Here is a 12,632-nt window from a genome sequence, read left to right as displayed (position 1 = left end):
TCGTTAGCGTCAAGGATTCGTCGGAACACGCCGCGCACCCGGAGCCCCTCCCCCGCGGCGAGCCCCTAATCACTGTGCCACCGCCGGAAGGTCAAACCGGGAAGACGCAGCCCAGCCTTGGGCAATGTCATCACCAATATTTTCCCGTAGCGATTCGATTCGCACTTCGATTCGCACTTCGATTCGCACATTGTCATTTGAAAGAGCACAGTTAATGTCCACCATGACTGCATCTACGCAACAAGACACTTCCAAACCGAAAATGCCGGGCCTGACGGCCCGCCACATCCACTTCATCGCTCTGGGCTCAGCGATTGGTACCGGCCTGTTCTACGGCTCCGCCGGCGCAATCCAGGCGGCTGGTCCTTCTGTGCTTCTCGTCTACCTCCTGGGTGGCGCGGTGATGTACTTCATCCTCCGTGCTCTCGGCGAAATGAGTGTCCGTCACCCAGTGCGCGGCTCCTTCGCGGTCTACTGCCGCGAGTACCTGGGCGGTCTCGGTGGTTACATCACCGGTTGGATGTTTGCCTTCGAGATGATGATCGTGTGTCTGGCTGACTTAACGGCAATCACGATCTATATGAAGTTCTGGTTCCCCACAACACCAGCATGGGTCTGGATCACCGTCACACTGCTGATCATCAGTGCAGCTAACCTTGCCGCTGTCCGTCTGTTTGGTGAGCTCGAGTTCATGCTCACGCTGATCAAGGTCGGCGCTGTGGTCGCCATGATCATCGGTGGCGCTGCAATCCTTATTTTCAACCTCGGTGAGTCCCCGGAGGCAATGGGCATTGACAACCTCTGGAACGACGGTGGTTTCTTCGCTAACGGCTTCTCCGGCATGGCAGCTTCCTTCATCCTCGTCCTCTTCGCTTTCGGTGGCACTGAGATCATTGGTGTCGCAGGTGCTGAGGCTGAGGATCCGGATCGTGCAATTCCGAAGGCTGTCAACACCGTCCCGATGCGCATCCTGATCTTCTACGTGCTGTCCATCCTGGTCATCCTGATGATCAACCCGTGGCGCACGATCAATGGTGATGATTCCCCGTTCGTCCAGATCTTTGACACCCTCGGCGTGAGCTGGGCTGCAGCATTGCTCAACGTTGTCGTGCTGAGCGCTTCCCTGTCGGCTATCAACGCTGACCTGTTCTCCACCGGCCGTGTGCTTGTCGGCCTGGCCAAGGAGAACCTGGCGCCGAAGTCGATGGCGAAGACCTACCGCGACGTACCTGTGATGACGGTTGCGATGCTCATCGTCGCCCTGATCGTCGGTGTCTACCTGAACCAGCGTTACCCGGACATCTTCGGCACCATCGCAGCGCTTGCGACCTTTGCCACCATTTTCGTGTGGCTGATGATCCTCATCGCACACATCGCGTCCCGCCGCGAGATGACCCCCCAGGAGGTCAAGGCGTTGAAGTTCCCGGTTCCGTTCTGGCCGTACGGTCAGTGGTTCGCGGTAGCCTTCATCCTCTTCACCTTCGGCACCATGGTGTGGCTGCCTGACTACCACGTTGCACTCGCCGTCGGTGTGGGCTTCCTGATCGTGATGACCATCCTGTACTTCATCACCGGTCGCCCACAGGCTGTCGCCCAGACGGAATATGAGTATGAGGCGAAGTAGTACGTACCTCGCCTCTGGCGGCTAGCCCCGCCTTGCCTTGATGGCCTCCCCGTGTGCGGGGAGGCCTTCTTCGTCTGCAAGGGTGATCACGGCATCCGCGACCTCTTCCAGTGCCTCAGCGGAGTACTCGACGATGTTCATCGGTTTGAGGAAGGTGTGCGTGCTCAACCCCGCGGCAAACCTTGCGGTACCTGACGTTGGCAGCACGTGGTTCGAACCTGCCGAGTAGTCCCCCAGTGGCACCGGCGAGTACGGGCCGACGAAGATAGCGCCGGCATTGTTGATCTCGCGCGCCACAGCCTGCGCATTCGCGGTGTGGATCTCCAGGTGCTCGGGCGCGTAGACGTTGGTCACGTGCACGGCAGTCTCGATGTCGTCCACAATCAAAATCCCGGACTGCGGGCCTTCCAGCGCGTCGCGCACGCGGTCAGCGTTGAGCGTGATGCCGTAGCGTTTCGCGATTTCCTTGTCGACGACCTCAGCCAGCTCCGGAGAATCCGTAATCAGAATCGATGCGGCCTGCTCGTCGTGCTCTGCCTGGGAGATCAGGTCGTAGGCGAGGTAGACGGGGTCAGCGGTGTCGTCGGCAATGATCGCGATCTCGCTCGGACCGGCTTCCGCGTCAATGCCAACTACGCCGTTGACCAGGCGCTTGGACGCTGCGACGAACACGTTGCCGGGGCCGGTAATCATGTCGACCGGCTCGAGGTCGTCGTCACCGTAGGCCATGAGCGCCACCGCCTGTGCGCCGCCAACGGCCCAGACCTCGTCGATACCAAGCAGCGCACATGCGGCGAGGATCGTCGGGTGCGGCTGACCGTCAAAGTCTGCCTGCGGCGGGGTGCACACCACCATGGACTCCACGCCCGCCTCCTGGGCCGGAATCACATTCATCAGCACACTCGACGGATACACAGCCTTACCGCCCGGGACATAAAGCCCCACGCGATGTACCGGACGGAACACCTCAGTAACAACTGCTCCTGTCGCGAGTTCGGTCTTGCGCGTAGCTGGCTTTTGCTCAGCATGTACCTGTCGGATCCGCTGAATCGAGGTTTCCAGTGCAGCGCGAACATCAGCATCCAAACCATCCAACGCGGCCCGCATGGCATCCGAAGAAACTCGAACCGCTTCTGGGCGTACTCCGTCAAAACGTTCCCCGTATTCAAGTGCTGCCTCGGCACCGCGGCTACGGACGTCGTCGACAATCGGCGCGACCTGTTCTGCTGCGGAGCCGACATCGGTACCTGCACGAGGAAGAATTGCACGCAGTTCTCGTACCGAGGTCTCTCGTCCTCGCAGGTCTGTCACGTTTAGCATGATGCTCCTTTGATTGTCGTGGACATCAATAGATGTTATCCAGCATTCGCCCTTTAAAAAGCGGATTGACGAAGTAACCTCGAAGCCGCCAACCCACCCCGCTCCCCGTAATCAACACATGGAATAATGGTCATATGTTTGTCACTCAAGGTTCGAAAGTTGTCATCATCGGCGCAGGCGCTGTCGGCATCGCGTACGCCTACGCAGTCTTGAACCAGGGCCTGGCAGACCACCTGGCCATCATCGACATCAACGAGGATCTTGCCTGGGCAGAGGTAGAAGACCTCAGCCACGCTATCCCGTTTTCTGGCCACCACATGGATGTCACGGTTGGCACCTACGAGGACTGCAAGGATGCCGCGCTCGTGGTCAATTGCGCCGGCGTTGCGCAGCGCGACGGCGAGACGCGTCTGGATCTTGTGGCGCGCAACGTGAAGATTTTCGAGTCCATCAACAAACAAGTCATGGCCGCCGGCTTCAACGGCATTTATGTCGTGGCCACCAACCCAGTGGATGTGCTGACCTACGTGTCCTGGAAGCAGACCGGACTGCCATCGAATCAGGTCATCGGCGCAGGCACCGTGCTGGATACGGCGCGCTGGCGCCACAACCTGGGACAGCACTTCGATATTGCTCCCTCTGCGGTGCACACCCACATCATCGGCGAGCACGGCGACACCGAACTGCCGGTGTTGTCCTCCGGCTCCATCGGTGGTGTTCCCCTCCCCGCACTGCTTGAGTCGGAAGCCGCCCGCAACCCGGATATTTACACACAAATCGACGAGATGTTTGTGCGTACCCGCGACGCCGCCTACGACATCATCAAACGCAAAGGCAACACGTCCTTCGGCGTCGGCAACGCGCTCGCCCGCATCACGCGCGCGATCCTGCGCAACGAGGACGTTGTCCTACCAGTCTCTGCGCTTCTTGAGGGCGAGTACGGCCTCAACGACATCTACATCGGCACCCCAACCGTGCTCAACCGCAGCGGCGTGCGCAACGTCGTCGAACTTCGTCTCAACGACGACGAAACCGCCAAGTTCCACCACTCCGCCAAGGTCCTGCGCGAGGTTATCGACAAGGCAGAGATCTAAGAGCATTTGCGTATCGACGACCCCACTTCGGCGGTTCAACTTTCGTTTTCCCGCACAGCTCTTTGGTCCACACAGAGATCTTCGGCATTCAAGAAAGCGTAAATTCAACCACATCGATCGAACGCACGTTCCCATTAAAGGAAGTTTGTCTCGCCTAGGACAATTAGGGTTTCTTTCGATCAAGAAATCTACAAAGGTTTCTTTTATCCATCCTCGACCCATAGACTGATCCCCGATGAACACTCCTTTTTCCTCTGTAGAAATTTGCGCTGGCGCAGGTGGCCAGGCACTTGGACTTGAAGACGCAGGCTTCGCTCTTCGAGCCGCAGTGGAACTTGATCCGCATGCCGCCGCCACACTTCGAGCTAATAGACCATCTTGGAACGTAATTGAAGGCGACGTACTCGATTTCGATATCTCCCCGTATGCAGAAGACCTGGATCTCCTAGCAGGTGGTGTACCCTGCCCGCCTTTTTCAATCGCGGGGAAGCAACTAGGTCGAGACGATGAGCGGGATTTGTTCCCCCGCGCACTCGAATTGACCCGAATAGCAAAACCAAAAGCAGTCATGCTTGAAAACGTTCGCGGACTCTCCCAGCCCAGGTTCGCCGCATATCGAAGTGAACTCATTTCCGAGTTCGAGTCAATGGGTTACCACGTTTTTTGGGAGCTTCTAACCTCCGCAGAATACGGTCTCCCGCAGTTACGCCCTCGCTTCATTTTGGTCGCACTACAGTCCGAGTACACAGAGTTTTTCGACTGGCCCGATCCAGTCGACAAAACAGTAACTGTCGGAGATGCTCTTCATAGTCTGATGGCAGAGAATGGCTGGCCTGGGGCGGACCGATGGGCGCAAAATGCTCAAGGGATCGGCCCCACCCTTGTAGGAGGCAGCAAGAAACATGGCGGTCCAGACGTTGGGCCAACCCGTGCCCGAGAGGGATGGGCCAAGCTTGGGGTACGCGGATCTTCAATCGCAGAAGAAGCACCAGGACCAGATTTCCCTGTAGACCCCAGTATCGAAATGCCGCGTTTAACCGTAAAAATGGGCGGCGTTCTGCAGGGTTTCCCATCAGAATGGAAGTGGCAGGGAGGAAAAACAGCTGCATGGAAACAAGTTGGAAATGCGTTCCCTCCTCCTGTCGCCGCAGCTGTAGGCCGCTCCATAGCGGCTGCGCTGCGTAAACAACCTACAACATACTCATTCCCTGCCCAGCCCCAAAGACCTGATTCCACATTGTTGGAGGTCCACCCATGACTTCTATGAACGACGGTCGTAAATCTATTATCACCGCCAATCGAGACCTTTTCCACCAGCGACTTGTTCTGCAGGGAATTCTGTCCATCTCCCCCTCGGGGGTTGCATCAAACGCAGATTGCAATAGCAAAGCCAGTAAGAAGATCGCATTACACATGGCAGAATCCCTCGGCGCTGAAATCCGAGAGAAACTCAAAGGCCAATCCGCAGGATCGTTATTCGAGGAAGCAGTCGCCGGCTTTATTCGCGGCACGTTCCCCCTGCTTCAGTCTGTACGCCCCGGAGAATGGAGCGCTGAGGCAGTCGGCAGTTCGCGCCGAGGTAGCCATGTCGAGCTTTACGAACCGTACCGCCATCTCGCAGATCTTGCTCAAGCTGTCGGGGAAACACCGCAACTTGCTGCTGCCCTTGGCAACTCCTACACAATCAGTCCGGACATTCTGGTGACACGTAAAGCGCTCGAAGACGAAGAACTAAATAGCAGCCATTTTATGGTCGACTCCCACTCTGCGTTAGCCTCACCTTTTCGTGCGGCAAACTACGTTAAACCAGTAGAAATCCTCCATGCGGTAATTAGTTGCAAATTCACAATGCGCAGCGACCGAGCACAGAACACACGCGCAGAAGCTCTTAATCTAATCCGCAACCGTAAGGGTCGTTCCCCGCACATCATCGCTGTCACTGCTGAACCCATGCTTTCCAGAATCTCGTCTCTCGCATTAGGCACTGGCGATATCGACATGGTTTACCACGCAGCCCTCCCCGAATTGACCCTCGCAGTAGAAGCCGAGGGGTCAGACGAGGCCAAAGAGCTTTTGGAGATGCTCACCAAGGGAAATCGTCTGCGCGACATATCCGACCTGCCTTTAGACCTCGTCGCTTAAATACCGACTGCCAAAGTCTTATCGATTCCAGCAAGAGGATTGCTTGAGAAAGATTTTTAGTTGTCGCGTAAGATTAAACGAAGCATTTGGCTCAACTTGCGACGTGACGCAGCAGTGCTTCTCCGATAGATTCTGCAAGACGAACAGGAACTGCATTTCCGATCATTCTCCCAAGCACGTTATAACGCACGCGTTCTCCAGGCCGTACGAACTCGTAATCCTGAGGAAAGCTCTGAAGGATCGCAGCTTCCCGAAGCGAAATTGCTCGATCTTGCGCTGGATGTCCGAACCTTCCGCTACCATATCCAAAGCTTTGAGTCGTAATGGTGGGACTCGGGCGATCCCATAACATACGACCATACACACTTGGATACGTCGCACCCGTGGCTTTACGATGGCAAGGTGATTGCAGTTCAACAGGCCAATCCCGCCAAGTTCCACCTGGTTTTGAGTGCTTGATTCTTTGTAAATTTCGATCACTCAGTTTAGGAGCACGATGAAGGCTATCCTTTGAGTCCACTTCGCCGGCTCTAATCGGCTTCAGCCCACCAATTGCCTCACGAACCGTTACTGGACGGGATACCTCACCCGACAGCTCTAAAGGGTTCTTGTGTTGCTTTGAGGCCATCAAAACCAATCTTCTCCGCTTTTGCGGCACGCCCCAACGCTCCGCTTCCACTACGTTCCATTCCGTACGATACCCTTTTAAGTACTCAAGAAAATCGGCAAATACGTGATGCTTCGCTAGTTGTGGCACGTTTTCCATCACGATCAAATCCGGCTGGATCTGCTGGATAACCTGGCCAAAAACCTCCACTAGTTTCCAATCGTCCCCTGTTTCTCTTCGTTGTTGCGAACGACTGTACGTAGAAAATGGTTGACACGGTGGGCAGCCTGCAACCAGGCTAAAGTCCGCTCCAGACAACCGCTTAGCAACATCTTCAACATTTAGTTTCCGAATGTCTTGTTCAAAGAATTTTGCTCGATTATTGGCCTCAAATGGATAGCGACAATTGGGATCCAAATCATAACCCGCGACCACGTCAATACCGCTCCGCATGAGCCCATGAGTCATGCCCCCCGCACCACAAAAGAGATCCACGGCACGGATATTCGGAAAATGATTCCCTTGGCGATCAAACATCTCTACTCCACCGTGTTGAATACCAACTTTAAAGTTCTACAGGAGAGTGGATAGCGCAGACAAACTGCGCACACTAAGAATCCCGTACCACGGCAGACTCGCGCTCAACGATCTCAAAATTAAGAAAATAAACGAAGGCATCGACTAGCTCACTTAAGTAAATACCAACGCATGTGACAAGACGCTCCATATCTTCATAAAGCATTTCGCCGCCACAGTCTACGAAAGAAAGCGAACCATGAGCCAACCCGTTGCGCCGATCCATGACGAGTTTCAACGATCCCAGGTTGTTCTTAAGTGGCCGTTTAGCGTCACGCTTGGCTTCGGTCGATAACGCAAATTGAAAACCGAGTCGCTTGCAAAGCGCTTCTATTGCCTTATCATCCCAATTGCCACCCCCGCCCACAGATAAATCAAATCGTCCGACAGGTAGCCGATTGATTAACGTTTCACACACTCGAAGTGCAGCCTTTAACCTTTTGTCGGCTCCCATTTCAACATTTGTCCGAGCTTGAGATTTAACCCACTCGCGGAGCATATTCTCCGGCATGTCTTCCGGACGTAGCGCAAACGCGTCCACTACTTCTGATACTGCATCTATACATTTCGTCACCGTCGCTTCAACAAGATTATAAAGCTGCAGGTAAAGATTTGAAGTCAGAATCTGACTTTGACTCGCCGTAATAATCTGACCTGTACCTTTGAAAGTCGGTGCACCAAGCTGCTTGGCAGTCTCCACATTCTTCAGAAGGACCAAGTAGGACTGGACTTCCTCATAGCGTTCTTGAAAGAACTGTTCGAGGTCGTCAGTTGTTTCCAACCAGTTTGTCTCTGACAAAGTTAATTCTGCCTTCCAGTCTTCCACGCGCATTCGCACCATCGGAGCTCGTTATATTTTTAAATTCCCTCGAATCAAGCCAACTAGCGACCGCTACCTCGTCAGCGGTCAATTGACCTATTGAAGGCGACTCTTTAAGCGCTTTGTAGACACCAATGGAGATCGCTTCAAACCTAGACCTTGGTGTAAACGAGCTTCCTTCGGATTTCTTAAATCCGTTGGGGAAATTCCTTGAGACGAAATCTAGGACCTGCTCTGCACGCGCATGGTATCTCTCTACCGAAGATCGATCCTTTTCGAAAGCTCCGTTCATTTTTTCTACGTATTCATACAAAAATTCCGATGGGTTATCACGATATTTTTCGAGGCCATCCCCATAAGCAAAAAACCGTGTGATGAGTTCCTCATACTCCCTTTCATCCTTCCTCTTTTTTGTAATAGGCGCGAGGCTATGAAACTTCTCACATTTGGATAATTCGATAACAAATGACATAAATGGCCCCGCCAGTGCTCCACGCCGTATCTCAGCAGGGTTCGCATTTTTACTACCTGTATTGATTCGCTGAAACATGTCCAATCGGGCAGCCTGATCTGCATGTTCGTTCAATACGATTCCCCTGACTGAACGATTCTTGATCTTGCGTCGGCGCGACGCGGGTAGGTCTTCAAATCGAAAACCGGATAGTCGATCAAGAGTTTTCAGTTCGCCCAACCTAAGGTTTCCATAAATAAATTCTTCTATAGTACGGAGACGTTGTGACCCATCGACAATCTCCAATTTCCCATTTGGCATCTCCCAGAAGAATAGAAAAGGAATTGGCAACCCCATTATCAATGATTCGATGAAGCGAGATTTCCTAGGTTCTTCCCAAGTAAAGTTCCTCTGATAGTCGGGGACGACAAACTCTCGCTCGTGAACCTTGAGAGCAAGCATCTCCACTGAATACTCGGTGAGATAGAATTCTATTCGCTTCGATTGCTCGACAATTTGCGCTTCTGCTTTTTCAACATCTCGCTGGCTAGGCTGATTCGTGGACATAATAAGAGGCCTCCCTAAGATCAGGACTCAACGTCCGTTTTGCACATCAATTTGTTGTATCCGAATCTTACAAGGCTTTAATTTCAATTATGCGAGGCCCTGCTCTCCGGCCGAGGCCGCCAAGAATTCAATCTTCCGACACAATAGAGTTCGATATTGCGAACCGCGATGTCGTTACGCTTAGCAGTCAGTTTTAGCTTCTCGATTATTTTGTGTACCAGTTGAGGTGTCGTCAGAATAAACAGCCGCACAGTCGCAACATACAACCGAATTCTTACCAAGTTCTCCACTACAGTCCGAAAGGTAGAGGTGACGAAAGAATTCATCACAGATCTTACTCGAACTGCTCTGACTGGTACGGCTGTTTGTCTACAATCTTCTAACAGGCGCCGCTAGCCGAGTTTCAATCTGTCAGGACGAAGAAACCAGTAGCGGTGTGGTGAGTAGCCGGTAGCGCTCTTTACGATCGTGGTTTACGCAGTCGATCTTCCATTTGACGAAATCTCCCGCAATACTACCCAGCACCCCGTAGGAGAGAATCACACCAATAGCCCCATTCCAGACCGAGTTATTAGTAATTGGGTGTTCCGTGCCTCCCTACTCGACGATCGCGCCACGCGCTGAGGTAACGGTTTCGCGGACGTGCCTAGACACAATGCTGCACTGCTGCCCGATCCCAACTGAATCGCTACCGGAAAGTCACGCTGCAGCTTTCAGCAACGCGGTCGCAACATCAATCAGCCGCGGCAGGAATCCAACCTACAGGGGTAGACAAGACCACCTCAGTGATAAAGCCCATCTTCAGTAGGCCGATTGGCGTGATTCGTGCGTACTAGCTTAGGAAATTGCGTTAAGGAGATTCGCCATTCCAAAGCTCTACTGCGTAATCCGCTACTGCGAAGTGCATTACCGGGCACTCCATCAAGCACTGCCAAAAACTCGTTGGCTCGCTGTATTTCCCTCTTCCCAATGCAAGTTGCCATTTGGTCTCCAGTAGCACCGTAGTGGCTATCCGATGACACCTGTTTCACCAAATAGCAGGACTGGTGTTAATCAATACGGACAATGCTTCCGCATCTGATTCCCAAAGACTTGACCTTGCTAATCCCTATTGGGGAACCGAAAAGAAGGTAACGTGTCGTTCTCTTTGGCGGAAAGCGCTCGTGCCTGTGGAAGAGATGCGAAGGAACGGTCAATATGTCGACGCTTGGCCTTTACAACAGCAACAGTGACCGGTGATTCGATGCTCCGCTGCACTACAAACGGATCGGGGGTCTAGAGAAAGCCACTTGACCGCCCGGATCTCGGCCAACGAAATCTTCGTGTAAAATACGCCCCGGAGACTTTGAATTGTCGATATTCACTCCATGTGCCCTTCGTTGGGGTTTGGCTACGCAGATCTTGTTGTTGACGTGTTCTGACTTGTTCCGTTTTCCTAAAGAGACCTGCGAGATCTCGTCAAGAGATAACGGATGCGTCCGCGACAGCCTCGCAAGCCGCAAGTCCAAGTCTTGGGTGTCTGAAGCCACGATACTGTTTTGCTCAACCCCCATCTTCATAGCTGCTCGACACAATGTTTCAGCGGATACGCATACTCCCCCACCTCCGCAGCGAAGCTGGTGTCGTGGCAGGTAAAGATCACTGCCTGACCGCGTGCTAGGCCCGCTGCGATGAGGGCGTGGGCGCGTTCGCGGGAGGGAGTGTCGAGGCCGACGTCGGGCTCGTCGAGAAGCACAAGGTCACGCCCCTGGGCGAACACCTGGGCGAGCTGTGCGAGCCGGAAATGCGCTGACGGAAGGTCCAGTGGGTGGGCCTCCGGGTCCAAGCCGAGTGCGGCGACGGTGTCATCGTCGCCAATGAACCGTCCCACGGTGGATTCGGCGAGCTGGTCTGCAGCGCGCTGCAACGCCAGCGACACGGTCACGCCGCGAGTCTGTTCCAGGCCCGGGTTGTCGTCGAGGCCAGCCATTGCGCGAAGGAGCGTTGTCTTGCCGGCACCGTTGTCGCCACGTAGCCATACGGCCTCGCCGGGGCGGACGGTCAGGTGCACTGGACCGGCGGTGAACGATGGCTCTGACGTGGTGCGAAACTGCCACCACTTGCGGGGTGTTTCGCCACGCACCGCGGAGACTTCGCCGAGGTCGATCGGCTCGCCGGTTGCTGTAACGCGGTCGGGCAGCTGCAGGTTCGGCTTTGGTGGGACCTCGGGCTGGAGGACACCTCCGACAAGGCCGAGGGCGACCGAGTCGATGTTGCGAAGCCGAGTGCCCAGGATGACCACCTTCGACGGCAGCGAAGCCAGCAGTTCGGTGATGCGGGTGCAGGAGGTTGGGTCGAAGCCGGCGAAGGGGTCGTCGAGAAGCAAGGTGCCCGGCTCGAGCACCGCAACGGCTGCGATGGCAAGGCGTCGCGTTTGTCCGCCAGAAAGTTGCGCTGGGTTGCGCTCGGCGAGATCGCTCAGCCCTGCGGCGTGGAGAATTGCCTGGCAACGCTGGCGCATCTCGTCGGCTGGAATGCCGCGCTGTTCGAGACCGAGGGCGACTTCCTCGACGACGGTATCGCGAAGATACGACACGTGTGCGGTGGCGTCCTGTTGGACTACGGCGGCGTTGTCCCACTCGCGGTGGACCTGCGCTGCCAGGGTGGTCAAACCAGCACCGGAGTTGCCGATCACCTGCACCGTGCGGTGCTCGTCGAGCGCCTGGGTAAGCAATGTCAGATCCACAGCACAACCCCCAAACATGCAAGTGGGATGAAGATGCGGGCGGCGCGCTGGATGCGACTGTCGTGGACAGGGCGCAGCACGGTGCGAGGGCCGGTGAGGTCGTAACCTGCGGTCTCTAAGGCTTGGCCGCGAGCACCGGCTTGGGTGAGCAACTCGGTAAGCACCGGCATGATCAGGTTCGGGACCACGGTTTTTACGGTGATGCGCTCGCCTTTGAGCCGGTTGGCGTCGCGAACGATCCGGGCGCGGTGTGCACCTTGGGGGCCGAGTTGCAGTGTCGTGCCGGCGATGTATCCGATCCGGTTGCCACCCGGTGCTGCCTGCAGCGCCTTGGCCAGGTCCGGGGTGCGCGACCATGCGACGGCCGCGAGCAGGCTGGCGATCAGTGCGGTGAAGCGTGCGGCTAACTCCCCTGCTGTGGCAAGTCCGTCGCTGGTCAGCAGCGGCGCGATGCGGTGCTCCCCGTAGGGCGCATGGATGAGCACCATGGATGCCGCGACCGGAGCTGCAAGTAACGCGGTGGCCGCGATGAGGGCGACGTTGCGGGTCCGCCACGTGCCCAGCACCACCGCCATGGCCAGCACTGCGAGTGAAACTTCTGGCCGGTTCAGCCCGAGCACCAGAATCCAGCCAAACGCCCCGATGGCCAAAGCGGTCAACGGGTTCACACGGGTTGAAGGGCTCAGACGGTCTGCCACGGAAGTGC

Annotated in this window: 10 protein-coding genes; 4 read left to right on the top strand and 6 right to left on the bottom strand. The window is 55.5% G+C overall.

Features of this window, described 5'->3' with window-relative positions; genetic code table 11:
* Window positions 1–214 precede the first annotated feature (214 nt).
* Entirely contained in the window at window positions 215–1,624 is a 1,410-nt protein-coding gene (locus HMPREF3145_RS03200; RefSeq protein ID WP_070421809.1) for an amino acid permease, read from the top strand.
* 21 nt (window positions 1,625–1,645) lie between these two features.
* Here the strand turns inward: HMPREF3145_RS03200 and hisD are convergent, their stop codons facing one another.
* Window positions 1,646–2,944 carry a histidinol dehydrogenase gene (hisD, locus tag HMPREF3145_RS03195; protein ID WP_070421808.1) on the bottom strand — a complete coding sequence of 433 codons (1,299 nt, stop codon included), beginning with the start codon at window positions 2,942–2,944 and terminating at the stop codon, window positions 1,646–1,648.
* Between the two features lie 134 nt (window positions 2,945–3,078).
* On the opposite strand from hisD, the gene HMPREF3145_RS03190 reads away from it, so the two are divergent.
* The 3 genes from HMPREF3145_RS03190 (at window position 3,079) to HMPREF3145_RS03185 (ending at window position 6,180) form a co-directional block, all read left to right on the top strand.
* Window positions 3,079–4,038, top strand: coding sequence for an L-lactate dehydrogenase (locus tag HMPREF3145_RS03190; protein ID WP_070421807.1), 960 nt, complete (start codon window positions 3,079–3,081; stop codon window positions 4,036–4,038).
* 235 nt (window positions 4,039–4,273) lie between these two features.
* On the top strand, window positions 4,274–5,296 hold the full coding sequence (locus tag HMPREF3145_RS11455; RefSeq protein ID WP_083279363.1) for a DNA cytosine methyltransferase: 1,023 nt from the start codon (window positions 4,274–4,276) through the stop codon (window positions 5,294–5,296).
* Window positions 5,293–6,180 carry an NgoMIV family type II restriction endonuclease gene (locus HMPREF3145_RS03185; RefSeq protein ID WP_246817485.1) on the top strand — a complete coding sequence of 296 codons (888 nt, stop codon included), beginning with the start codon at window positions 5,293–5,295 and terminating at the stop codon, window positions 6,178–6,180. The genes HMPREF3145_RS11455 and HMPREF3145_RS03185 overlap by 4 nt, the downstream gene beginning before the upstream one ends.
* Before the next feature lie 91 nt (window positions 6,181–6,271).
* Here HMPREF3145_RS03185 and HMPREF3145_RS11450 read toward each other — a convergent pair whose 3' ends face one another.
* From HMPREF3145_RS11450 to HMPREF3145_RS03160, 5 genes are all read right to left on the bottom strand, one after another.
* Window positions 6,272–7,324: a DNA cytosine methyltransferase gene (locus tag HMPREF3145_RS11450; RefSeq protein WP_083279362.1), complete on the bottom strand. Its 1,053-nt coding sequence runs from the start codon at window positions 7,322–7,324 to the stop codon at window positions 6,272–6,274.
* A 73-nt stretch (window positions 7,325–7,397) separates the two neighbouring features.
* Window positions 7,398–8,189, bottom strand: coding sequence for an MAE_28990/MAE_18760 family HEPN-like nuclease (locus tag HMPREF3145_RS03175; protein WP_141740790.1), 792 nt, complete (start codon window positions 8,187–8,189; stop codon window positions 7,398–7,400).
* Window positions 8,131–9,201 carry a DUF262 domain-containing protein gene (locus tag HMPREF3145_RS03170; protein WP_070421804.1) on the bottom strand — a complete coding sequence of 357 codons (1,071 nt, stop codon included), beginning with the start codon at window positions 9,199–9,201 and terminating at the stop codon, window positions 8,131–8,133. The genes HMPREF3145_RS03175 and HMPREF3145_RS03170 overlap by 59 nt, the downstream gene beginning before the upstream one ends.
* A gap of 1,555 nt (window positions 9,202–10,756) precedes the next feature.
* Window positions 10,757–11,926 (bottom strand): ATP-binding cassette domain-containing protein, encoded by a 1,170-nt coding sequence (locus HMPREF3145_RS03165; protein ID WP_168162442.1) that lies wholly within the window; start codon window positions 11,924–11,926, stop codon window positions 10,757–10,759.
* Window positions 11,917–12,624, bottom strand: a complete 708-nt coding sequence (locus HMPREF3145_RS03160; protein ID WP_246817483.1) for an energy-coupling factor transporter transmembrane component T family protein — start codon at window positions 12,622–12,624, stop codon at window positions 11,917–11,919. The genes HMPREF3145_RS03165 and HMPREF3145_RS03160 overlap by 10 nt, the downstream gene beginning before the upstream one ends.
* Window positions 12,625–12,632 lie beyond the last annotated feature (8 nt).

This window comes from Corynebacterium sp. HMSC05C01 (genome assembly GCF_001807155.1).
Lineage (GTDB): Bacteria > Actinomycetota > Actinomycetes > Mycobacteriales > Mycobacteriaceae > Corynebacterium > Corynebacterium coyleae.
The sequence above is the reverse complement of the archived record's forward strand: the minus strand, read 5'-3'. Positions and strand labels throughout refer to the sequence as shown.

Bases quoted from the DNA above. Each gene is read 5' to 3' on its own strand.
- HMPREF3145_RS03200 (WP_070421809.1), top strand. From the start codon at position 215: ATGTCCACCATGACTGCATCTACGCAACAAGACACTTCCAAACCGAAA.
- hisD (WP_070421808.1), bottom strand. From the start codon at position 2,944: ATGCTAAACGTGACAGACCTGCGAGGACGAGAGACCTCGGTACGAGAA.
- HMPREF3145_RS03190 (WP_070421807.1), top strand. From the start codon at position 3,079: ATGTTTGTCACTCAAGGTTCGAAAGTTGTCATCATCGGCGCAGGCGCT.
- HMPREF3145_RS11455 (WP_083279363.1), top strand. From the start codon at position 4,274: ATGAACACTCCTTTTTCCTCTGTAGAAATTTGCGCTGGCGCAGGTGGC.
- HMPREF3145_RS03185 (WP_246817485.1), top strand. From the start codon at position 5,293: ATGACTTCTATGAACGACGGTCGTAAATCTATTATCACCGCCAATCGA.
- HMPREF3145_RS11450 (WP_083279362.1), bottom strand. From the start codon at position 7,324: ATGTTTGATCGCCAAGGGAATCATTTTCCGAATATCCGTGCCGTGGAT.
- HMPREF3145_RS03170 (WP_070421804.1), bottom strand. From the start codon at position 9,201: ATGTCCACGAATCAGCCTAGCCAGCGAGATGTTGAAAAAGCAGAAGCG.